This is a genomic window from Glacieibacterium frigidum (assembly GCF_007097155.1).
Taxonomy (GTDB): Bacteria; Pseudomonadota; Alphaproteobacteria; order Sphingomonadales; family Sphingomonadaceae; genus Glacieibacterium; species Glacieibacterium frigidum.
This window is the reverse complement of sequence record NZ_VJWA01000001.1, coordinates 700,020-721,787: the sequence shown is the minus strand read 5'-3', so window position 1 is coordinate 721,787 and position 21,768 is coordinate 700,020. Positions and strand designations below refer to the sequence as shown.

The 21,768-nt window shown below is 70.0% G+C and carries 25 protein-coding genes; 18 read left to right on the top strand and 7 right to left on the bottom strand.

All coding sequences use genetic code 11. From position 1 onward, the window contains the following. Window positions 1–10 precede the first annotated feature (10 nt). Window positions 11–988, bottom strand: a complete 978-nt coding sequence (locus tag FMM06_RS03465) for a CsgG/HfaB family protein (RefSeq protein ID WP_185965016.1) — start codon at window positions 986–988, stop codon at window positions 11–13. A gap of 106 nt (window positions 989–1,094) precedes the next feature. Here FMM06_RS03465 and pyrE point away from each other — a divergent pair, with 106 nt between their 5' ends. The 5 genes from pyrE to lepB are packed head-to-tail and all read left to right on the top strand — an operon-like array spanning window position 1,095 to window position 4,666. Then, complete coding sequence (gene pyrE / locus FMM06_RS03460; RefSeq protein ID WP_143554804.1) at window positions 1,095–1,673, top strand: orotate phosphoribosyltransferase; 579 nt, start codon at window positions 1,095–1,097, stop codon at window positions 1,671–1,673. Then, window positions 1,670–2,740: a serine hydrolase domain-containing protein gene (locus FMM06_RS17105; protein WP_143554803.1), complete on the top strand. Its 1,071-nt coding sequence runs from the start codon at window positions 1,670–1,672 to the stop codon at window positions 2,738–2,740. The genes pyrE and FMM06_RS17105 overlap by 4 nt, the downstream gene beginning before the upstream one ends. Further along, window positions 2,728–3,435 carry a pyridoxine 5'-phosphate synthase gene (locus FMM06_RS03450; protein WP_235889053.1) on the top strand — a complete coding sequence of 236 codons (708 nt, stop codon included), beginning with the start codon at window positions 2,728–2,730 and terminating at the stop codon, window positions 3,433–3,435. Before FMM06_RS17105 ends, FMM06_RS03450 begins: the two co-directional genes overlap by 13 nt. Further along, window positions 3,435–3,836, top strand: a complete 402-nt coding sequence (acpS, locus tag FMM06_RS03445; protein WP_144237060.1) for a holo-ACP synthase — start codon at window positions 3,435–3,437, stop codon at window positions 3,834–3,836. The genes FMM06_RS03450 and acpS overlap by 1 nt, the downstream gene beginning before the upstream one ends. Further along, window positions 3,833–4,666: a signal peptidase I gene (gene lepB / locus FMM06_RS03440; RefSeq protein ID WP_143554801.1), complete on the top strand. Its 834-nt coding sequence runs from the start codon at window positions 3,833–3,835 to the stop codon at window positions 4,664–4,666. Before acpS ends, lepB begins: the two co-directional genes overlap by 4 nt. Before the next feature lie 496 nt (window positions 4,667–5,162). Here lepB and FMM06_RS03435 read toward each other — a convergent pair whose 3' ends face one another. The 4 genes from FMM06_RS03435 to FMM06_RS03420 all read right to left on the bottom strand — a co-directional run bounded on the left by FMM06_RS03435 (window position 5,163) and on the right by FMM06_RS03420 (window position 7,953). Then, on the bottom strand, window positions 5,163–5,666 hold the full coding sequence (locus FMM06_RS03435) for an FKBP-type peptidyl-prolyl cis-trans isomerase (protein WP_143554800.1): 504 nt from the start codon (window positions 5,664–5,666) through the stop codon (window positions 5,163–5,165). Between the two features lie 5 nt (window positions 5,667–5,671). Continuing rightward, window positions 5,672–5,878, bottom strand: coding sequence for a 30S ribosomal protein S21 (gene rpsU, locus FMM06_RS03430; RefSeq protein WP_143554799.1), 207 nt, complete (start codon window positions 5,876–5,878; stop codon window positions 5,672–5,674). A gap of 126 nt (window positions 5,879–6,004) precedes the next feature. Then, window positions 6,005–6,628 (bottom strand): response regulator transcription factor, encoded by a 624-nt coding sequence (locus FMM06_RS03425; RefSeq protein ID WP_185965015.1) that lies wholly within the window; start codon window positions 6,626–6,628, stop codon window positions 6,005–6,007. After that, window positions 6,613–7,953, bottom strand: a complete 1,341-nt coding sequence (locus FMM06_RS03420; protein ID WP_143554797.1) for a sensor histidine kinase — start codon at window positions 7,951–7,953, stop codon at window positions 6,613–6,615. Before FMM06_RS03420 ends, FMM06_RS03425 begins: the two co-directional genes overlap by 16 nt. A 104-nt stretch (window positions 7,954–8,057) precedes the next feature. Between FMM06_RS03420 and FMM06_RS17100 the strand changes: the two genes are divergently transcribed. The 11 genes from FMM06_RS17100 to FMM06_RS03365 all read left to right on the top strand — a co-directional run bounded on the left by FMM06_RS17100 (window position 8,058) and on the right by FMM06_RS03365 (window position 15,018). Further along, window positions 8,058–8,285 carry a PEPxxWA-CTERM sorting domain-containing protein gene (locus tag FMM06_RS17100; RefSeq protein ID WP_235889052.1) on the top strand — a complete coding sequence of 76 codons (228 nt, stop codon included), beginning with the start codon at window positions 8,058–8,060 and terminating at the stop codon, window positions 8,283–8,285. Between the two features lie 106 nt (window positions 8,286–8,391). Beyond that, window positions 8,392–8,814, top strand: a complete 423-nt coding sequence (locus tag FMM06_RS03410; protein WP_144237059.1) for an SUF system Fe-S cluster assembly regulator — start codon at window positions 8,392–8,394, stop codon at window positions 8,812–8,814. Further along, window positions 8,811–10,292 carry a Fe-S cluster assembly protein SufB gene (sufB, locus tag FMM06_RS03405; protein ID WP_143554796.1) on the top strand — a complete coding sequence of 494 codons (1,482 nt, stop codon included), beginning with the start codon at window positions 8,811–8,813 and terminating at the stop codon, window positions 10,290–10,292. Before FMM06_RS03410 ends, sufB begins: the two co-directional genes overlap by 4 nt. Further along, window positions 10,289–10,660 (top strand): hypothetical protein, encoded by a 372-nt coding sequence (locus tag FMM06_RS03400; RefSeq protein ID WP_143554795.1) that lies wholly within the window; start codon window positions 10,289–10,291, stop codon window positions 10,658–10,660. Before sufB ends, FMM06_RS03400 begins: the two co-directional genes overlap by 4 nt. Beyond that, the gene (gene sufC / locus FMM06_RS03395; RefSeq protein WP_143554794.1) at window positions 10,661–11,401 is read left to right on the top strand and encodes a Fe-S cluster assembly ATPase SufC; all 741 of its coding nucleotides are present in this window, start codon (window positions 10,661–10,663) and stop codon (window positions 11,399–11,401) included. Next, the gene (locus FMM06_RS03390) at window positions 11,398–12,483 is read left to right on the top strand and encodes a SufB/SufD family protein (RefSeq protein WP_143554793.1); all 1,086 of its coding nucleotides are present in this window, start codon (window positions 11,398–11,400) and stop codon (window positions 12,481–12,483) included. The genes sufC and FMM06_RS03390 overlap by 4 nt, the downstream gene beginning before the upstream one ends. Continuing rightward, on the top strand, window positions 12,480–13,685 hold the full coding sequence (locus FMM06_RS03385) for an aminotransferase class V-fold PLP-dependent enzyme (protein WP_143554792.1): 1,206 nt from the start codon (window positions 12,480–12,482) through the stop codon (window positions 13,683–13,685). The genes FMM06_RS03390 and FMM06_RS03385 overlap by 4 nt, the downstream gene beginning before the upstream one ends. Continuing rightward, the gene (locus tag FMM06_RS03380; RefSeq protein ID WP_143554791.1) at window positions 13,682–14,119 is read left to right on the top strand and encodes an SUF system Fe-S cluster assembly protein; all 438 of its coding nucleotides are present in this window, start codon (window positions 13,682–13,684) and stop codon (window positions 14,117–14,119) included. The genes FMM06_RS03385 and FMM06_RS03380 overlap by 4 nt, the downstream gene beginning before the upstream one ends. Next, window positions 14,116–14,481 (top strand): HesB/IscA family protein, encoded by a 366-nt coding sequence (locus FMM06_RS03375; protein WP_143554790.1) that lies wholly within the window; start codon window positions 14,116–14,118, stop codon window positions 14,479–14,481. Before FMM06_RS03380 ends, FMM06_RS03375 begins: the two co-directional genes overlap by 4 nt. Next, window positions 14,457–14,720 (top strand): hypothetical protein, encoded by a 264-nt coding sequence (locus tag FMM06_RS03370; protein WP_143554789.1) that lies wholly within the window; start codon window positions 14,457–14,459, stop codon window positions 14,718–14,720. The genes FMM06_RS03375 and FMM06_RS03370 overlap by 25 nt, the downstream gene beginning before the upstream one ends. Window positions 14,721–14,778: 58 nt before the next feature. Beyond that, entirely contained in the window at window positions 14,779–15,018 is a 240-nt protein-coding gene (locus FMM06_RS03365) for a DUF2188 domain-containing protein (protein ID WP_143554788.1), read from the top strand. 94 nt (window positions 15,019–15,112) lie between these two features. Here FMM06_RS03365 and FMM06_RS03360 read toward each other — a convergent pair whose 3' ends face one another. Both FMM06_RS03360 and FMM06_RS03355 read right to left on the bottom strand, forming a co-directional pair. Continuing rightward, entirely contained in the window at window positions 15,113–15,910 is a 798-nt protein-coding gene (locus tag FMM06_RS03360; RefSeq protein ID WP_143554787.1) for an alpha/beta hydrolase, read from the bottom strand. Further along, window positions 15,907–18,171 carry an NADP-dependent malic enzyme gene (locus FMM06_RS03355; RefSeq protein ID WP_143554786.1) on the bottom strand — a complete coding sequence of 755 codons (2,265 nt, stop codon included), beginning with the start codon at window positions 18,169–18,171 and terminating at the stop codon, window positions 15,907–15,909. Before FMM06_RS03355 ends, FMM06_RS03360 begins: the two co-directional genes overlap by 4 nt. A 272-nt stretch (window positions 18,172–18,443) precedes the next feature. On the opposite strand from FMM06_RS03355, the gene FMM06_RS17095 reads away from it, so the two are divergent. Further along, complete coding sequence (locus FMM06_RS17095; RefSeq protein ID WP_185965014.1) at window positions 18,444–19,109, top strand: PEPxxWA-CTERM sorting domain-containing protein; 666 nt, start codon at window positions 18,444–18,446, stop codon at window positions 19,107–19,109. Between the two features lie 53 nt (window positions 19,110–19,162). After that, the gene (mutS, locus tag FMM06_RS03345) at window positions 19,163–21,763 is read left to right on the top strand and encodes a DNA mismatch repair protein MutS (RefSeq protein WP_235889050.1); all 2,601 of its coding nucleotides are present in this window, start codon (window positions 19,163–19,165) and stop codon (window positions 21,761–21,763) included. The last annotated feature ends 5 nt before the right edge of the window (window positions 21,764–21,768 follow it).

The window sequence follows — 21,768 nt, the reverse complement described above, 5'->3', positions numbered from 1 at the left end:
ACGCCGACGATCAACGCGCGACCTGCAGCGACGCCTCGGACACCCAGCCCTTGGTGCCGATCTCGTCCTCGACCTCGCGGAAGCCCGGGGCGCGCTGGCCGGTCGGGTAGAGGATCGCGCCGGCGTCGAGCGCCTTGACGACGCGACCCTTGAGCGACGGCGTTGCGAACATGCGGCCCGGACGGCCGAGCGTCAGCGCCTTTTCGGCCGCGGGCGCGGAGTTGATCGCCGCCTCCATGCCGCCGAGGTCGCTGACCAGCCGGGCATAGGCGTCGAGATACGCCAGCGCGACGACCTGGCCCAGTTCGGTATTGTCGTAGCCGCCGACCGCAGCACCACCCAGCGCGCCGCCGCCAAAGAAACCGCCGCCGCCACCGAAGCCGAGGTCGGACTTCTTCGACTGGCCTTCCGCGACGAACTCCTCGCTGGTCTTGTTGTTGACGACGTTCAGGATGACGTTCGCCGACTTCTTCTTGATGCTGATCCCGCCGACGATGCCGCCGAGCGTACCGCCCATGATGCCGCCGACCAGGCCGCCGACGTTGAGGCCGCCCTTGTTGTTGTTGCCCGTGACGATGTCGGGGATCATCGTGAAGTCGGCCTCGACCATCTGGCCCTTGCCGACGACGCCGCCGCGGCGCAGCTCGCCGCTGCCCGCCAGATCACGCTCGCGCTGCATCGACTCCATGCCGCGGTTCGAGCGGTTGACGAGGCGGAAGCACTTCGACTTCTGGACATAGACGCGGATCAGCGCCTCGGGCGAGCCCAGCCCGACGCCGCCCCACCACTTGGTCTCGGGCTCGGCCAGCGCCAGCGTGCCGAGCGGCCGCGCGCAATTGGGCAGCGTCGCCTGCGCCGCGGCGCGCGTCTTTTCGGCGGTCTTGCCTGCTTTGGAATTCAGCTGGGCGGCGGCGGGCAGCGGCGTCGCCACCAATGAAACCGCCACGGCGGCACCGCACAGGCGCCCGATCGAAACTCGCTTCACCACGCTCTACTCCCCTAGTTACGCCGGCAGCCATACCGATTCGTAACGGTGTTGGCCAGATTCTACGGGCGTGGTTTCACGCAGCTTGGCGGGCTGCTAGACCCGCGCCATGACCGACGCCGAAATCCTGTCCGAATTCCACGCCGCAGGCGCCCTGCTGGAGGGGCATTTCATCCTGTCGTCGGGCCTGCGCAGCGCGAAATACCTGCAGTGCGCGCGCGTCCTCGCCGACCCGGCGCGTGCCGCGCGCCTGGTCGCGGCGTTGATCGCCAAGCTGCCGCGCGAGGGGCTGGCGGTCGATGCGGTGGTCGCCCCCGCGATGGGCGGCGTCGTCGTCGGCTACGAGGTGGCGCGCCAGCTGGGCGTTCAGTCGCTGTTCGTCGAGCGGCCGCAGGGGGTGTTCGAACTGCGCCGCGGCTTCACTCTGACCGAGGGCGCGCGCGTCCTGATGGTCGAGGATGTCGTCACCACGGGGCTCAGCTCGCGCGAGGCGATCGTCGCCATCGAAGCCGCGGGCGGGTGCGTCGTTGCGGGCGCTTGCCTCGTCGACCGCTCGAACGGCAAGGCCGACATCGGCGTGCCTCTGACCAGCCTCATCGCACTCGACGTGCCCACCTACAGTGCCGACGCGCTGCCGCCCGAGCTTGCGGCGCTGCCGGCGGTGAAGCCGGGGAGTCGTGCTGCATGAAGATCCTGTTCGCCGTCCTGCTTGCGGTCGCCGTCCCGTGCGCCGCCGCCGCACCGCCGCCAGCGCTGGCGAAGATGTGGGAGGCCGCGAACGCTGCGGCGTTGAAGACCGGCCTGCGCGGCCACCTGCGGGTCGGAGACCTGACCGCGCAGCACGGCGCCGAGGTCGGCCCGCAGGTGAAGATGATGCTGCCAGCGATGTGGCGCTGGGCATCGGTCAGCAAGCAGATCGTCGCGACCGCGGTGATGCAGCAGGTCGAGGCGGGCAAGCTCGACCTCGACACGCCGATCGCACGCTATGCGTCCAAGCTGAAGATCGCCAACGCCGGCAAGGTCACGCTGCGCCAGCTGCTGATGCACACCAGCGGCCTGCCCAATGTCGAGGACGGGCCGGTCAACGAACGCAAGGACATGCTCGTCCAGTTCCTGCGCACGGCGCCGGCGTGGCAGGGGATCAGCCCGATCTGCCTCGGCCCCGCCAAGGCGGAACCGGGCGCGCGCTTCGAATACAACGACTGCGATACCGAGATCGTCGGCGCGGTGCTGGAGGCGGTAACCGGCCGGCCGCTGGCGAAGCTGCTCGACGAACGCATCTTCCGGCCCGCGGGCATGACGGGCGCGCGCCTGCTCGCCGCCGGTGACCCGGCCGGGCGGCGCGGCTATTTCGCCGACGGGGTCGCCGACGATTATGTCGATGTCGGGCGCTTCGGCGCGGCGGGCGCGGTCGCGGGGCCGCCCGCCGATCTGGTGCGCTTCGACCAGGCGCTGCTCGGCGGCCGCCTGATCGGTGCGGCGGCACGTGCCGAGATGTGGAAGGGCGAGCCCAAGCTGGGGTTCGTCGCACTCGGCCAATGGTCGTACACCGTGCCGCTGAAGGGCTGCGCCACGCCCGTCGCGCTGGTCGAGCGCCGCGGCCAGATCGGCGGCGTCGAGATTTGCAACGTCATCGCGCCCGCTTTGGGCCGCATCGTCGTCGCCTTCACCGACCGCCCGACCGATTTCGGCGAGCCGTGGCAGGGCAAGGGCGTCACCTACGAACTGCTGAGCGCGGCCCTGTGCTCCGCCTAGGGGTCAACATCGACCACGTCGCGACGATCCGCAACGCGCGGGGCGGCGAGCATCCCGATCCCGTGCGCGCCGCGCAGATGGCGGCGGCGGCCGGCGCCGACGGCATCACCGCGCACCTGCGCGAGGACCGGCGGCACATCACCGACGACGACATCGCCCGCCTGATCGACGCCACCGGGCTGCCCCTCAACCTCGAAATGGCGGCCACGCCCGAGATGCTCGGCATCGCGCTGACCCACCGTCCGCCCGCGGTCTGCATCGTACCCGAACGCCGCGAGGAGCGCACCACCGAGGGCGGGCTCGACGCCGCGGGACAGCACAACAGCCTCGCGCCCTTCGTCGCGCGCCTCCGCGATGCGGGCATTCGCGTCAGCCTGTTCATCGCCCCCGACATCCGCCAGCTCGAAGCTGCGGCGCGGCTTGGGGCGCCGGTCGTCGAGCTGCACACCGGCCCCTACGCGCACGGCGGCGACGGCGAGTTGGAGCGGCTGCAGGCGGCCGCCGCGCATGCGCTGGGGCTGGGGCTCGAAGTCCATGCCGGCCACGGGCTGACGACGGCCAATGTCGGGCCGGTCGCGGCAATCCCGGGCCTCGCGGAGCTGAACATCGGCCATTTCATCGTCGGTGAGGCGGTGTTCATCGGCCTCGACGCGGCGGTGCGGGCGATGCGGGCGGCGATGGACGAGGGGTCGTGATTGTCCTCGGTCTCGGCAACGACATCTGCAACATCGAGCGGATCCAGAAATCGCTCGACCGCTTCGGCGACCGCTTCATCGCCCGCGTCTTCACACCCCACGAACAGGCCAAGGCCGAGCGGCGCCCGCTGACCCGCGCCGGCACCTATGCCAAGCGCTTCGCCGCCAAGGAGGCGTGCTCCAAGGCGCTGGGCACGGGCTTTCGCGACGGCGTGTTCATGCGCGACATGGGGGTCGTCAACCTGCCGTCGGGCGCGCCGACGCTGCAGCTCAGCGGCGGGGCTGCGGAGCGGCTGGCGCTGCTGACGCCTGCGGGTTATAGCGCGGTAATACACCTGACGCTCACCGACGATCACCCTTTCGCGCAGGCGATCGTCCTGATTACGGCGACCCCGACATGACCGAGGCTGTAGTGGCTGCACCGAAGAAGAAGACCAACTGGGCGCACGAGGCGTGGCAGCTGTTCCTGCTCGCGCTCGCGGTGCTCGCTGTGCACAGCTTCATCGCCAAGCCCTTCTATATCCCCAGCGCGTCGATGCTGCCGACGATGCTGGTCGGCGACCAGCTGATCGTCTCCAAATTCCCCTATGGCTACAGTTATCTGTCGCCCAGCCTGCCGATCCTGCCCGAGATCCCGGGCCGCGTCTTCGGCTCGTACCCGGAGCGCGGCGACATCGTCGTCGTCAAGTCGCCGATCCAGCACGACGACTGGATCAAGCGCGTCGTCGGCCTGCCCGGCGATACTGTGCAGATGAAGAACGGCGTGCTGTTTCTGAACGGCACCGCGGTGCCCAAGGTCCCGATGGCCCCGGCCGAGATCAAGATCACCCCCAATTCAACCTGCAACGGCGTCGTCGACGCGGCCTTCCAGACGACCAACGCGCAAGGGGTGCCCGTCTGCCGCTATCCGCGCTTCCGCGAGACGCTGCCCAACGGCCGCAGCTACGACGTCTTCGACCTCGGCAACTGGGACAACGACAATACCGCGCCGATCGTGGTGCCCGAGGGGCATGTCTTCCTGATGGGTGACAACCGCGACAATTCGCAGGACAGTCGCGTCCCCGTCGAGGGCGGCGGCCTGGGGCTGCTGCCGATCGAGAATGTCGTCGGCCGTGCCGAGTTCCTGACCTATTCGGTCGACGGATCGTGGACGCTGAACCCCGCGACCTGGCTGGGCGCCTTCCGCTCGGGCCGCGCCTTCACCAGCCTGCACGCCAAGGTCGGGCCTTGACTTTCTGAACCAGATCGGTTAATACGCTCGCATGCGGCGGGCCCTGGCAAGCCCGCTGTCCAGGTGGCGGGCATAGCAACCCCGCGGCCGGCCCGATCCCCGACGCGCTAGCGGGGTGACGGACACGCGAGCGATTGCCCGGGCATGACGAGGCCGGACGCCGGCAGCGACATCTTCGATCCCCCTGTACCCAGTTTCACGTCACTGCCGCCCTCGCCCGGGCACTCGCGACCGCACCTGCATCGTCTGCCGGTTCCTCGTCCAGTCAGCGCCGGATGGGGGGTCAAGCCGGAGACGACGGGCTGAGCTTGGGAGCGGAGGCGATAGGATCGCCGGCCGGGGGTTTGGCGTGAGCAGGTCCCCGCCATTCCCCTCGTCATCCCCGCGAAGGCGGGGACCCAAGGGCACCCAAGCCGCGCCATGAGGCGAGCGGTTCTTGCCGCCAAGTTAGTGACCTTGGGTCCCCGCCTTCGCGGGGATGACGACGAAGGGGTAGTTAAGCGCCCCGAACCGCCAGCAATTCGACATCGAACAGCAGCACCGAATTCGGCGGGATCGCGCCCGGTGCGCCGCGCTTGCCGTAGCCGAGCTCGGGCGGGATGACGAAACGGTACTTCGACCCCGTGGTCATCAGCTGCACGCCTTCGGTCCAGCCGGGGATGACCGCGTCGAGCGGGAACACCGCGGGCTGGCCGCGCTGATAGCTCGAATCAAAGACCGTGCCGTCGATCAGCTTGCCCTCGTAATGGACCGCGACGGTATCGCTCTTGGTCGGCTTGGCGCCCTTGCCTTCGGTCAGGACCTGATACTGCAGGCCACTCGCGGTGGTGATCACGCCTGGCTTCCCCTTGTTGGCCTTCAGATAGGCCGCATCGGCAGGGCGGACGGCGTCGACGGCCGACTGGGTACCCAGCCACACGAGGCCGCCGACCAGCGCCGCGACCACGATGGCCACGACGATCCAGCGGGCCGAGCCCGACCGCGCTGCGCTATCCGCCATTATGCTTACTTGGCGCCGTCGCGCTCGGCGCGCTTGCGCTCGAGCTTGCGCGCGCGGCGAACCGCGGCGGCCTTTTCACGGGCACGCTTCTCGCTCGGCTTCTCGTAATGCCGGCGCAGCTTCATTTCGCGGTACACGCCCTCACGCTGTAGCTTCTTCTTGAGCGCACGAAGCGCTTGATCGACATTATTGTCGCGGACTACGATCTGCATAAGGGCCTTGTCGCTCCATTCACGCAACGCACCTCAGCATGGCACGCGCTTGTCATAAGGTTGGGGCCGGCGGGCGAGTCCCGTCGGCGGAAGAGCGGGGGCCATAACAGAGCCGTCTTCGCGCGTCTACAGCAACCCCAGCGCGGTCGCGCGCATCGCCGCCTCGGTGCGGTTGGCGGCGCCGGTCAGTGCGATGACCTGCGCGACGTGCGTCTTGATGGTGGCGGGCGCGATGCCCAGGCTGCGCGCGATGTCCTTGTTGGTCTGGCCGCGCGCCATCAGCCGCGCAACCTCCAGTTGGCGCTCGGTCAGCAGGCGCGGCGGCGGCGCGGGGGCGAAGTGCCGCTCGGGCATCTGCATCTCCGCCAGCCGCTGCGGCAGATAGCGCCCGCCCGCCAGCACCAGCGCGATCGCCGCGCCGATGACGTCGGCGGACAGCGACTTGGGCGCGAAGCCGTGGACGCCGCGCGCCAGCAGGTCGAGCATCATGGCATCGTCGAACGACCCGGTGACGACGAGGATCTTCATGGCCGGCGCCGCCGCGCGCAACGCCTCGACGCCCTCGACCGGTGCGGCCCCCGGCATGTCGAGATCGGCGAGGCACAGGTCTGGCGCACGCGCCGCCGCAGACCAGGCGGTCGGGAAGTCGCTCGCTTGCAGGATCTCGGCATCGGGCCAGCGCGCCGCGACCGTCGCGGCCAGCGCGTCGCGCACCAGCGCATGATCGTCGGCGATCAGGCAGCTTCGCACAGGGCCTCCACCGTGTCCGCGCGCGGGAGCATCAGGCGGAACGCCGCGCCGCCCGTCCAGCGCGGGTCGAGGTCCGCGTCGCCGCCCATCAGCCGTGCCGAACGCCGCACCGACGCCAGCCCCAGCCCGAAGCCGCCGCGCGTCGCATTGTCGGACCCTTGCGCATAATCCTCGAACAGCCGCCCGGCGTCGGCGGCACTCACCCCGCGCCCGTCGTCGATCACCCACAAAGTCACCGTGCCGCCACAAGCGCGCGCACCGATGAGCACGCGCTCGCCGGCTGCATGGCGCACCGCGTTCGCGATAAGATTGCCAACCGCGCGGCGCAGCAGTGCCGGGTCGGCCGTCGCCACCAGCCGGCACGGCAGCGCGATCAGGCGCATGCCTGCGGCACGTGCCGCAGGCTCATGCTCGGCCGCGACCTCGGCGATCAGCGGTCCCAGCGCGACGGGTTCGGGGCGCGCCCGCACCGCGCCTGCCTCGAGCCGCAGGTGATCGAGCATCTGGCGGATCAGCCCCTGCGTCGAGGCGAAGGCCGCGCGCGCCCCCGTCACCGCGCGCGCCCGCGCTGCCGCATCGCCGGTTGCCACGGCATTCTCGAAGAACAGCGCGGCCGCCTGGAGCGGCTGTTGCAGGTCGTGACTGGCGGACGCGATGAAGCGTGTCTTGGCATCGCGTGCGGCCTCGGCGGTGGCGAGCGCGGCGCGGGTCGCGGCCTCGGCAGTCTCGCTCGCGATGCGCGCCTCCAGCGCCGCGACGACTGCGCGGCGGATCATGCGGCGGAAGGCCAGCATCGTGCCCCCCGCCATCGTCAGGAACACCGCCCACGCCTCCCAGTACGGCGGGCGGTCCCACACGACCCAGCCGACCATCGAGAGGGTCAGCACGACGATGTCGCGCGCCGGCATCGGCGACGCCTCGCTCGACGCCGCGATGACGGTGGCGATGTACCAGACGTACATCATCAACATCAGCGCGCGCAGGTCGGGGCCCGCCGGCGGCAGCAGGATCCACACGCTGACGACGATCAGTGCCGACATCGTCGACTGAAGCGCGCGCGCCCCGCGGACCCAGGGCTCGACCGGACGGCCGGGGCGGTCGGTCAGCGTGCCGGCCACCATCAGTGTCAGCACCCCGACGAGCACCATCGCCATTGCCGCGACCCAGGCATCGATCGGCCACGGCGTCGCGGCGAGCGGGCGGATCGCGAGGGTCACGAAGATCAGCACGGCGGTCATGATGACGACGCCGATCAGGGTCGGGCCGCGTGCGCCGCGCAATTCGGCGGCGATCACCGCCGCCCGCGCCTGAGCCCCCGTGTCCATCCGGTCGCGCCACCTCCCCCATCCGGTTCGGCCATGCGGCCGATGCGAACCGTTACGCCCATAGCTAACAATTACTTGTTTGCGAAGAGTGGAGGGTTTCACCCGTGTCCTGGTCGAAGCATCCTACGGCGCGCGGCGCGGTGGCTGTAACGATCTTTGCCATCGGCCTGGCTGCTGCGCTGATCGCGGCACCGGCGCGGGGCGGAACGACCCTCGCGGCAACCGGCGCCACGGTGCCCGAACCCGGCACCTGGGCAATGCTGCTGGCCGGATTTGCAGGTGTCGGCGCGGCGGCGCGGCGGAGACGCCGGGGGCAGGTCGTCGCGGCCTGACCGCCGGGGGCACGCGTGCGACCCGGCGCGTGCCCCCGGCTTGACTTGACCGCACCCTCCCCCACATAAGCCGGACCAATTCGCTCCGCTTTTGGGGACGTGCGTGATCCGGCTCAGTAATCTTGCAGACTATGCGGTGGTCGTGATGACCGCCGCCGCCAAGTGCGACGATCCGCGGCTGTCCGCAGCGGCGGTCGCGGCGCACACCGGCATCTCCGCACCGACAGTTGCCAAGCTGATGGGCACGCTCGCCCGCGCGGGGCTGCTGGTCTCGACGCGCGGCGTCGCGGGTGGCTTCCACCTCGCGCGGCCGGCATCGGTGATCAGCGTCGCGTCGATCGTCGAGGCGGTCGACGGGCCGATCGCGCTGACCAACTGCCAGCACGGCGAAGTCTCGGCCTGTGCGCTGCACGGCAGCTGCGCGGTGCGCCCGCACTGGGGGCCGATCAACAGCGCGGTGCGCGATGCGCTGGTCGCGGTCAGCCTCGCCGACCTGCTTCAGCCGGCGCGCGTAGAGGTGACGGCATGACCGACGACGTATTGATCCGCGACGCCGCCGCGCATGCCGCGGTCGACGACCTCGCGACGTACAAGTGGGGCTTCGTCTCAGACATAGAGTCCGACATGGCGCCCAAGGGCCTGTCGGAGGACACGGTGCGCTATATCAGCGCCAAGAAGGGCGAGCCGCAGTGGCTGCTCGACTGGCGGCTGAAGGCGTATCGCCTGTGGCTGACGATGCCGACGCCCGACTGGGCGAAGCTCGAGATCGCGCCGATCGATTATCAGGACATGTATTTCTACGCCGCGCCCAAGGCGAAGCCGACGCTGGCGAGCCTCGACGAGCTCGATCCCGAGATCCGCCGCACCTACGAGAAGCTCGGCATCCCGATCGAGGAGCAGAAGATGCTCGCGGGCGTCGAGGGCTCGCGCCGCATCGCGGTCGACGCGGTGTTCGACAGCGTCTCGGTCGCGACGACCTTCCGCGCCGAGCTCGAGCGTGCGGGCGTCATCTTCCGCTCGATCAGCGAGGCGGTGAAGGAATACCCCGACCTCGTCCGCAAGTGGCTGGGCTCGGTCGTGCCGCAGCGCGACAACTATTTCGCCTGCCTCAATGCGGCGGTCTTCAGCGACGGCACCTTCGTCTACATTCCGGAGGGCGTCCGCTGCCCGATGGAGCTGTCGACCTATTTCCGCATTAATGCGCAGAACACCGGGCAGTTCGAGCGCACGCTGATCGTCGCTGACAAGGGCAGCCACGTTTCGTATCTCGAGGGCTGCACCGCCCCGATGCGCGACGAGAATCAGCTGCATGCGGCGGTCGTGGAATTGGTCGCGCTCGACGATGCCGAGATCAAATATTCGACCGTGCAGAACTGGTACCCGGGCGATGCGAACGGGGTTGGCGGCATCTACAACTTCGTGACCAAGCGAGCGAACTGCCTCGGCAAGCGCAGCAAGGTCAGCTGGACGCAGGTCGAGACCGGCAGCGCGATTACCTGGAAATATCCGTCGTGCGTGCTGTCGGGCGAGAACTCGGTCGGCGAATTCTACTCGGTCGCGGTGACCAACAACCGCCAGCAGGCCGATACCGGCACTAAGATGATCCACCTCGGCAAGGGCTCGCGCAGCACGATCGTCAGCAAGGGCATCTCGGCAGGCCGTTCGTCGAACACCTATCGCGGGCTGGTCCGCGTCGCGCCGATGGCTGAGGGGGTGCGCAACTTCACCCAGTGCGACTCGCTGCTGCTCGGCTCCGAGTGCGGCGCGCACACCGTGCCGTACATCGAGGTGCGCAACCCGAGCGCGCAGATCGAGCACGAGGCGACGACCTCCAAGATCAGCGACGACCAGATGTTCTACGCCCAGTCGCGCGGCCTCGACGCCGAGGAGTCGGTCGCGTTGATCGTCAACGGCTTCTGCCGCGAGGTGCTAAAGCAGCTGCCGATGGAATTCGCGGTCGAGGCGCAGAAGCTGCTCGGGATCTCGCTCGAGGGGAGCGTCGGTTGATCCGCGCGCTCCTCCTTCTGCCTTTCCTCGCGCTCGCAGCGTGTGGGACCAACGAGACAGCCGCCGCGAAGCCGGAGCAGGTTGCTGCCGATGCGGCCGGGGCTGCGTACGCCGCGTGCGTCGACAAGGCGGCTGCAGCTGTCGACCTCAGTGCCGACCAGCCCGCGGCGCTGACCGACCGCGCGCTCAAGGCGTGCATCAACCAGCGAACTGCCCTCGTCGAGGCGGTCAAGCTCGCGGGCACGTCGGGCGGGGTCGATCCGATGACCGCGCGGCTCGTTGCCGAGCGTTCGGTGCGCCTCGCCGATTCCGAACTGCGCGAGCGCGCCAATACCGCGATCGTTCGCGCCAAGCTGAAGGCCAGTTAGTTGCTCGAAATCACCGACCTCCACGCCACCGTCGACGGCAAGGCGATCCTCAACGGGCTGACGCTCAGCGTCGGCGCGGGCCAGGTGCACGCGATCATGGGCCCCAACGGAGCGGGCAAGTCGACGCTGAGCTATGTGCTAGCGGGCCGCGCGGGGTACGAGGTCACGGGCGGCAGCGTGACCCTCGACGGCCGCGACCTGCTCGCGCTGCCGGCGCACGAGCGCGCCGCGGCGGGGCTGTTCCTCGGCCTGCAATACCCGGTCGAGATCCCCGGCGTATCGAACCTGCTGTTCCTGCGCACCGCGCTCAACGCCCAGCGCAAGCTGCGCGGCGAGGCCGAGGCGTCGGGCGCCGAGTTCATGAAGCTGATCAAGGTCGAAGCCGAGGGGCTGGGCCTGTCGATGGACATGCTCAAGCGGCCGGTCAACGTCGGCTTCTCGGGCGGCGAGAAGAAGCGCAACGAGATGGTCCAGATGGCCGTCCTGCGCCCGCGCGTCGCGGTGCTCGACGAGACCGATTCGGGCCTCGACATCGACGCGCTGCGGGTCGTCGCCGACGGCATTAACCGGATGCGCGCGCCCGACCGCGCGACGCTGCTGATCACTCACTACCAGCGCGTGCTCGACTATGTCGTGCCCGACCGGGTCCACGTCCTCGTCGCCGGGCGGATCGAGCGCAGCGGCGGCCCCGAACTCGCGCACCAGCTCGAGCGCGAGGGCTATGTGAGGGTGGCGGCGTGAGCCTCCCGACCCGCAAGACCGAGGACTGGCGCTGGAGCGACCTGTCGGGGCTCGACGCGCTCGCCGCGCAGCCGGCGAACGACGCCGCGCCCGACCTCGCGCACTACTGGCTCGACCTCGATGGTCCGCGGCTGGTGTTCGTCGACGGGCGCTTCGTCGAGAGCCTGAGCGACCGGCGCGGGCTGGCGGTGACGGCGGTGCGCAGCGCGCCGCGCCATCCGCTCGGCGACATCGCCGCCGCCAAGGCGACGAGCGGCCTGTGGCTGACGCGCTCGGCAAACGCCGCGGCGATCGGCCCGGTGCAGATCGTCCATGTCGCGAGCGGGGGGGCGTCGCACCTGGCGAGCCGCATCGAACTCGCGGCCGGCGCGCACGCCGAGATCATCGAGACGCACGTCGGCGCGGGCTGGAGCAACGTCACCTGCACCGTCGCGCTCGCCGAGGGCGCGCGCCTGATGCGCACGACGCGCGTGCTCAAGGACGGCGGCGCACATACCGATTTCACGCTCGCGACCGTGGCAGGCGCGGCGAGCTACACCAGCGCGGCGCTCGTCGCGGGGGCCGACTCGGCGCGCATCGAGGCGCGGGTGCGGCTGCAGGGCACCGGCGCGTTTGCCGAGGCCGACGGCGTGCTGCTGGCACGCGGGACACAGACGCTCGACGCCTTCACCCTCGTCGATCATGCGGCGCCCGGCGGCACGAGCCATCAGGTGTGGCGCTCGGTCGCCGACGACCTGGCGACCGCGAGCGTCGCGGGCCGCGTGTCGGTGGCGCGCGACGCGCAGAAGACCGACGCGGTGCAGTCGCTGAAGGCGCTGCTGCTGGCGCGCACCGCGACCGCCAACGCGAAGCCCGAACTCGAAATCTGGGCCGACGACGTCAAATGCGCCCATGGCGCGACGGTCGGCGAGTTGAACCGCGACGCGCTGTTCTACCTGCAGTCGCGCGGTGTCGATCCGGCGGGGGCGAAGGCGCTGCTGACGCGCGCGTTCCTCGGCGATGCGCTCGACCGGATCGGCGACGAGGTCGTGCGCGACGCGGTGACGGCGGACGCGGTGGCGTGGCTGGAAGCGGCACGATGACCGCGCCGCTGAACCCGGCGCATAGCCACCGCGCCAACTTTCCCGGCCTCGCCGACAACTGGGCCTACCTCGATTCGGCCGCGACGGCGCAGAAGCCGCAGGCGGTCATCGACGCGATCGCCAAGGGCTATGGCCCCGACTACGCGACCGTCCACCGCGGCGTCTACGCGCGCTCGGCGACGATGACCGAGCGGTTCGAGGCGGCGCGGGCGACTGTCGCGCGCTTCATCGGCGCGCGCCCCGACGAGGTCGTGTTCGTGCGCGGCGCGACCGAGGGCATCAATCTCGTCGCGCAGACGTGGGGGTCGAGCCTCAAGCCCGGCGACCGCATTCTGATCTCGGCGCTCGAGCATCATTCGAACATCGTGCCGTGGCAGCTGCTGCGCGACCGGACTGGCATCGAGGTCGACGTCGCACCGCTGACCGCCGACCACCGCATCGACGAGGCGGCGCTGATCGCCATGCTGACCCCGCGGACGAAGCTGGTCGCCATCGCGCACGTCTCGAACGTGCTCGGCAGCATCGCCGACATCGCGAAGGTCGCCGATGCGGCGCATGCGGTGGGTGCGCTGCTGCTCGTCGACGGCTGCCAGGCGGCACCGCGCCTGTCGGTCGATGTCGCGGCGCTGGGGTGCGATTTCTACGTCTTCTCGGGCCACAAGCTCTACGGCCCGACCGGCATCGGCGTGCTGTGGGCGCGCGCCGAGATCCTGAACACCATGCCGCCATGGCAGGGCGGCGGCGCGATGATCGAGACCGTGACCTTCGCAGGCTCGACCTACGCCCCCGCGCCGCAGCGCTTCGAGGCGGGGACGCCGCACATCGTCGGCGCGATCGGGCTGGCGGCGGCGATCGACTATGTCGAGGGCATCGGGCTGGGCGCGATCGACGCGCACGAGCGGCAACTGGCGGCCCTTGCGCGCGAGGGGCTGCGCCGCATCAACTCGGTGCGGCTGTTCGGTCCCGAGGAGTCGGCGGGCATCGTCAGCTTCGCGCTCGACGGGGTGCATCCGCACGACATCGGCACCATATTGGACGAGAGCGGCGTCGCGATCCGCGCCGGGCATCATTGCTGCCAGCCGTTGATGGGCCTGCTCGGCGTACCCGCGACGGCGCGTGCGAGTTTCGCGGTCTACAACGACGCGAGCGATGTCGAACGGCTGATCGACGGCGTAAAGCGTGTGACGAGGATTTTCGGATGAGCGGATTCACCACCGAGGAAGTCAGCGAAGCGCCCGTCGTGGCGAAGGCCCCGCCCGTGGGCAGCGAACGCCAGCCCGATTACCTCGAGGGCTTCCTGCGCGAAAAGCCCGCCCCTAGCGGCGAGGCCCCCGGCGGCGAGCTGTACGAGGCCGTCCTCGACGCGCTGCGCTCGATCTTCGACCCCGAAATCCCGGTCAACATCTACGATCTCGGCCTGATCTACGGCGTCGAGATCGACGAGGGGCACGCCACCGTCCAAATGACGCTGACCACCCCGCACTGCCCGGTCGCCGAGACCATGCCGGGCGAAGTCGAGATGCGCGTCATGAGCGTGCCGGGCATCGCGACCTGCGAGGTCAACCTCGTCTGGGATCCGGCGTGGGACCCCGGCAAGATGAGCGACGAGGCCAAGCTCGAACTGGGCATGCTGTGAGCGACGTCCGCGAACGCCCCGTGCGCCAGCGCCCGCCGGCGATCATCGTCACCGAGGGCGGCGTGGCGCGCATCGCCGAACTGATGGCCAAGGCTCCCTTGGGCACCGCGGGCGTCCGCCTGACGACGCCGAAGCGCGGCTGTTCGGGCCTCGCATACGACCTGTCGTACGTCGCCGAGCCCAAGAAGGGCGACGAGGCGGTCGCGACGCCCGCGGGCACGCTGTACGTCGACGGCGGGTCGCTGATGTACCTGATCGGCAGCACGATGGACTGGCGCGAAGACGATTTCACCGCCGGTTTCGTGTTCGAAAACCCCAACGCCAAGGGGGCCTGCGGATGCGGCGAGAGCTTTACAGTCTAGCGCTGCTGCTCGCCCTGCCGGGCTGCGTGTCGACCGCCGTCGCGGTGGCCAAGGCGCCCTTCCAGGCGGTCGGGCAGACCGCCGACTGGCTGACCACCAGCCAGGACGAGGCCGACCGCAACCGCGGCCGCGAAATCCGCAAGGGCGAGGAGCGCGACCGCAAGGCCGCGCGCAAGGCCGCCAAGCGCGAGAAGGAGCGGCTGGAGGACGAGCGCGACGACCGGCGCGACCGGCGCTGAGCCGCGGAACCACGCGGCCGCCCGACCGGTTGAGGCAGTTCAGAACGGGAGCGGTATCATGACCAAGATCACCTACGAGATCGTCGAGCACGACGGCGGCTGGACCTACAAGCTGGGCGACGTCTTCGCCGAGACCTACCGCACCCACGACGAAGCGCGCGCCGCCGCCGATGTCGCCGCGCAGGAGCAGCAGCTGGGCGGCGAGGACGTGCCGATCAGCTGGCAGGACGCCGACGGCAAGTGGCACGAGGAGACGGCGCGCGGCGACGACCGGCCGGAGGCGGCGGTCGAGGGCTGAGTCTCGCCGGTAGTTTGAAGTCGTCATCCCCGCGAAGGCGGGGACCCAAGGTCACAAATTGTCGTCGCAGAGGGCCGCGCTATCTGCTCTGAACTCAGTGACCGTGGGTCCCCACCTTCGCGGGGATGACGAACTTGCTGGGCAACCAGTCCCCGATCAACGCGCCCACGCGCTCCACGACGGGTTCGTGGAACAGCCAGTGCCCCACCCCCGGCAGCTCGTGGTAGTCCACCGGCCCTTGCCACACCCGCGCCGTCGCCCGCGCGATGCCCAACGGCGTGATCCGGTCGGCGGTACCCGTGACGATCAATGCAGGCGCCGTCAGCCGCGCATAATCGACGTTCGCCGCCCCGTTTCGCACCGCCCAGGGCGCGCTGAGGTCCGCCAGCACGCGCCCCGAATCCCAGACCAGCGCGTCGATCTCGGCGGTCGCGATGTCGGTCGGCACCTCGTTGAAGATGCCCCAGCGCGCGGCTTCGGCGTCGAGTATCGTGGGCTGCTTCCACCAGCCCCATTTCGACAGGATCGGCCACAGCGTGCGGACCGGCGCGATTCCCGCCGCGCTGGTCTTCGCGGTCGCGGCGGGCGACAGCAGCACGACGCCCGCAGGCTGCACCCGCGCCGCCACCGCCTGCGCGAGAAACCCGCCCAGCGAGTGCCCGACGATCACCGGCGGCTCGGGCAGGCGCGACACGTCGTCGACCAGATATTCGATGTAATCCCGCAGCCCCAGCGCCGCGAGGCCCGGCGGCGGGCCGTCGGCACGGCGGTTGGTGTGGTACGGCAACGACGGCGCATGCGTCGCATGGCCCGCCGCCTCGAAGCGTGCCCGCAGCCCGTCCCAGACCGCAGGCGTGCTCCACATGCCGTGAATGAAGTACAGCGAGGTCAACGCACCACGCCCGACGTGGCGAGGACCGCCATCGTCACCAGGTCGCCCGCGCTCGCTGTCTGCGGCGCGATCTGCACCGCCTTCGACATGTTGACGAGCAGCGGCCCGATCATCTTCCCGCCGCCGAGTTCGCGCAGCAGCTTCGCCGAGATGTTCGCCGACTGCAGCCCGGGCATGATCAGCACGTTGGCCGGCCCCGACAGGCGGCTGAACGGATAGTTCGCTTTCATGCGCCGGTTGAGCGCAACGTCGGGCGACATCTCGCCCTCGTATTCGAACGAGACGCGGCGCTCGTCGAGCAGCCGCACCGCATCGCGCAGCGCCGCGAGATACGATCCCGGCGGGTTGCCGAAGTTCGAATAGCTGAGGAACGCGACGCGCGGGTCCTGCCCCAGCTTGCGCGCCACCGCGACCGTCCCCTCGGCGATGTCGGCGAGCTGTTCGGCGGTCGGGCGTTCGGTGACCGTGGTGTCGGCGATGAAGATCGTGTCGCTGCGCCCGACGTGCATGTGGATGCCGAACGGCGTGTGGCCCGCGACCGGGTCGAGCACCTGGCGGATCTGGCGGAAGGTGTTGGCGAAGTTGCGCGTGATCCCGGTGATCATCGCGTCCGCCTCGCCCAGCTCGACGAGCAGCGCGCCGAAGATATTACGCTCGTGATTGACCAGCCGCTGAACGTCGCGAAGCACATGGCCGCGCCGCTGCAGCCGCTTGTAGAGGAACTCGACCATCCGCTCGACGAGCGGGCTGACTGCCGAATTGTGGATCTCGAACGCGTCGATGTCCCGGACGCCCAATGCCTCCAGCCCCTCGCGCACCGGCTGCTCGCGACCGACCAGCACCGGGGTGCCGTAGCCGAGGTTCTGGAAGGTCATCGCCGCGCGCAGCACGACCTCCTGCTCGCCTTCGGCGAACACGACGCGCTTGGGCCGCGCCTTGGCGATCTCGAAAGACCCCGCGAGCAGCGCGTTGGTCGGGTTGAGGCGGCTGCGCAGCTGGTGGCGGTACGCGGCCTCGTCGAAGAACGGCTTGCGCGCGACGCCCGAATCCATCGCGGCACGCGCCACGGCGGCGGGGATGCGCTCGATCAGGCGCGGGTCGAAGGGTGCGGGGATGATGTACTCGGGCCCGAACGAGCGCGCCCGGCCGCCGTAGGCGGCGGCGACCTCGTCGGGCACCTGCTCGCGCGCCAGTGCGGCAAGCGCGTTCGCGGCGGCCAGCTTCATCTCCTCGTTGATCGTCGTCGCGCGCACGTCGAGCGCACCGCGGAACAGGTACGGGAAGCACAGCACGTTGTTGACCTGGTTCGGATAATCGCTCCGCCCCGTCGCGACGATCGCGTCCTGGCGGACCGCTGCGACCTCCTCGGGCAGGATCTCGGGATCGGGGTTCGCCATCGCGAAGATGATCGGCCGCGGCGCCATCGAGGCGATCATCTCGGCATTCACCGCACCCTTCTGGCTGAGCCCCAGGAAGACATCCGCGCCGCGCATCGCCTCGGTCAGCGTGCGGTCGTCGGTGACCGCGGCGTGCGCCGACTTCCACTGGTTCATGCCCGTCGTGCGGCCCTGGAAGATCACCCCCTTGGTATCGCACATCAGGACGTGGCGGACGCCCAGTGCCTTCATCAGCTCGGTGCAGGCGATCGCCGCGGCGCCGGCGCCATTGACCACCATCTTGATGTCCGCGACCGTCCGCCCGGTCAGGTGGAGCGCGTTGATCAGGCCGGCGGCGGCGATGATCGCGGTGCCGTGCTGGTCGTCGTGAAAGACCGGGATGTTCATCCGCTCCTTCAGCGTCGTCTCGATGATGAAGCACTCGGGCGCCTTGATGTCCTCGAGGTTGATGCCGCCGAAGCTCGGCTCCATGATCTCGATCGCCGCGATCAGCTTCTCGGTGTCCTCGCTCGCCAGTTCGATGTCGATCGAATCGATGTCGGCGAAGCGCTTGAACAGCACTGCCTTGCCTTCCATCACCGGCTTCGACGCGAGCGCGCCGAGGTTGCCGAGCCCCAGGATCGCGGTGCCGTTGGAGATCACCGCGACGAGATTGCCCTTGGCGGTATAGTCGTACGCGGTCTCCGGATCGGCGGCGATCGCCAGCACGGGCACCGCGACACCGGGGGAATAGGCGAGGCTCAGGTCGCGCTGTGTCGCCATCGGCTTGGTGGCGACGATCTCCAGCTTGCCCGGCTTGCCCATCGAGTGGAACAGCAGTGCCTCGCGGTCGGAGACCTGTCCCGAACCCGTGTCTTCCGCCATCGTGACCCTCCCAACCGCACCAGCGCCGGGTTTAGGGGTTCGCAAGGGATCGCGAAAGGGCGAGGGCGGCGTAACCTCCATCACCCGCGCCGTCGCCGGCTGAAATCTACACCTATGTGTAATGATTCCTTACACTTCGGTTCGAGCGCCACGGTTCGCTCCTGCACAACCGTTTCAAATCAATAAACAATCCGGGTTGCACGATTTTGGCCCGGTCCTTGCACGGCATCCCGGCTGGTCAGGCATAACCCGTAGTTGTTTAGGAGAGTATGATGATCATCTCGAAGTTTGCACCGCTCGCACTTGCAATGTCGCTTGCCTTTGGCAGCGCGGCACAGGCCGCCATCACCGTCTACACCGACGCCGCGGCTTTTCTCGCTGCGGTCGATAACTTCGGCGTTGACGACTTCAACGACCTCGCCGTCTCGTCCACTCCCGGACCGCTCAGCCGTAGCGCGGGGACTTATGGCTACACCGCGACCGTCGGCTCGGAGAGCACCAACTTCTTCCCCGGCTCCGACGACGGCACCGACATTTTCCTGTCGACCAACAACCGCTTCGATACCGTCGTTCTCGACGGCTTCGCACCGGGCATCCAGGCGGCGGGCGGCTTCTTCTTCGGCTCGGACATCAACGGCTTCACGACAGCGGCGACGTCGATCACGATCCTCGCCACCGACTCGAGCGGCACGGTTACCGAGATCGCTTTGAACCCGACGACCAGCACCTTCCGCGGCTTCATCACCGACTCGACCCTCGTTTCGCTCTCCTTCCTGATCGGTGACGAAATCGGTGTTTGGCCGTCGCTCGACAACCTGCACCTCGGCGTCGTCGCCGACGGTCCGGTCGTCCCCGAACCCGCGACCTGGGCGCTGATGATCGCCGGTTTCGGCATGGTCGGCGCCGCGATGCGCCGCCGCGCCGTCCTGACCGCCTGACACCGGCGCGAGCATAGATGACAGACCGGGCATCGCGCCGCTAGACGGTGGCGATGCCCGGACCTGCCCCGCCGCCCTCCCCCATGATGGCGCAGTACCTGGGCCTGAAGGCCGGGGTGCCCGACTGCCTGCTGTTCTACCGGATGGGGGACTTCTACGAGCTGTTCTTCGACGACGCCGCCGCCGCCGCCGCGACGCTCGACATCGCGCTGACCAGGCGCGGCGTCCACGACGGCGCCGACATCCCGATGTGCGGCGTGCCGGTGCACAGCCACGAGGTCTATCTGCAGCGCCTGATCCGCGCCGGGCACCGCGTCGCGATCGCCGAACAGATCGAGGACCCCAAGGCCGCCAAGGCGCGCGGCAGCAAGGCGGTGGTGGCGCGCGCGGTGGTGCGGATCGTCACGCCGGGCACGCTGACCGAGGGCGCACTCCTCGATGCGCGGGCGTCGAACTGGCTGGCCGCTGTCGCGCCGACACCCGGCGGCATCGGGCTGGCGTGGTGCGACGTGTCGACCGGCGCATTCCGCACCCTCGCCTGCCCGGCACCGGCGCTCGCCGCCGAACTGGCGCGGATCGGCGCGGCGGAGGTCATCGCGCCCGAGGGCTGGGACGGTCACCCGGCGGTGTCCCGGTCCGCGCGGGACTTCGACAGCGAGGCGGGTCGCCGTCGCCTGCAGGATCACTACGGCGTCGCCACCCTCGACGCTTTCGGACAGTTCAGCCGCGCCGAGTGCGGGGCGGCGGGTGCATTGCTCGCCTATCTCGACCGCGCGGGCGCGGGTGCGATGCCGCGGCTCGACCCGCCGCAGCGGGTGCTCGCCGACGGCTGCATGGCGATCGACGCGGCGACGCGCGCCAGCCTCGAACTGACGCGCACCCCGGCCGGCCGCGCGGGCAGCCTGCTCGACTGTATCGACCTGACCGTCACGGGGAGCGGCGGGCGGCTGCTCGCCGACGACCTCGCGGGGCCGCTGACCGACGCGGGCGCGGTCAACGCGCGTCTCGACATGGTGGCGTGGTTCGCGGGCGCCAGCGTCGTGCGCGCCCGCACCCGCGACGCGCTGAAGGCCGCCCCCGATCTGGAGCGCGCCACCGCGCGCCTGGCGCTCGGGCGCGGCGGTCCGCGCGACCTGGCGAACGTGCGCGACGCGCTCGCCGTCGCGCTGGCGCTAAAGGAGATGCTGACGGCGCAGGACGCGCTGGGCCTGCCCGCGCTGCTCGGCGCGACGCTCGACGGCATCGGCGCGCACGGCCACGACATCGATCGCCTGCGCGCCGCACTGGTCCCCGAGCCCCCGGTCGACGCGGCCAAGGGCGGCTTCATCGCCCCCGGCTACGACGCGTCGCTCGACGAGCTTCGTGCGGCAGCGACCGACGGGCGGCGGCTCGTCGCGAGCCTCGAGACGCGGCTGCGCACCGATACCGGGGTCGCGAGCCTCAAGATCCGCCACAACAACGTGCTCGGCTATCATATCGAGGTCGCGGCGCGTGCGGCGGACCCGCTGCTGCGCGCCGATTCGGGCTTCACCCACCGCCAGACGATGGCGGGCGCGGTGCGCTTCGGCTCGCCCGAACTGCACGAGCTGGGGCTGAAGATCGCGCAAGCCGGCGACCATGCCCTCGCTGCCGAAGCCGCGCATTTCGAGGAGCTGCGCGAGGGGTTGCTGGCGCGCGCCGACATCATCGCCGCGACCGCGCGCGCGCTCGCCCGCCTCGACGTCGCGAGCGCGCTGGCGGAACTGGCGGCGCGCGACGGTTGGGTGCGGGCGACGGTCGACGACAGCTGTGCGTTCGCGGTCTCGGCGGGGCGGCACCCCGTCGTCGAGGCGGCGCAGCGCGCCAAGCGCGAGGCGTTCGTCGCCAACGACTGCGACCTGTCGGAGCATCAGCGCCTGTGGCTGCTGACTGGCCCCAACATGGCGGGCAAGTCGACCTTCCTGCGCCAGAATGCACTGCTGGCCGTCCTCGCCCAGGCGGGGTCGTTCGTGCCAGCGGCGTCGGCGCATATCGGCATCGTCGACCGGCTGTTCAGCCGCGTCGGCGCGTCCGACGATCTCGCCGCGGGCCGCAGCACCTTCATGGTCGAGATGGTCGAGACCGCCGCGATCCTGACTCAGGCGACCAAGTCGAGCCTCGTCATCCTCGACGAGGTCGGGCGCGGCACCTCGACCTACGACGGGCTGGCGATCGCCTGGGGGGTGCTGGAGGCGGTGCACGACGGGCTGGCGTGCCGCTGCCTGTTCGCGACCCACTACCACGAGCTGACGCGCCTGTCGGAGCGGCTGAAGTGCATGATGCTCGCGACCGTCCGCGTCCGCGAATGGCAGGGCGAACTGGTCTTCCTGCACGAGGTCGCCCCCGGTGCCGCCGACCGCAGCTACGGCCTTGCGGTCGCGCGCCTCGCCGGGCTGCCCGCCCCCGTCATCGCGCGCGCCAGGGAGGTGCTGGGCCGCCTCGAAAGCCAGCGCGACAAGACCGGCGGGCTCGCCGCCGCACTCACCGACCTGCCGCTGTTTGCCGCAGCCCCCGCCCCGCCGCCGCGTGACGCGCTGCGCGACACCCTGGCGGACATCGACGCCGACACGCTGACCCCCCGCGCCGCGCTCGACCTGATCTACGAGCTCAAGCGCGTCGCGGGCGCGATAGTGTAGCGCGC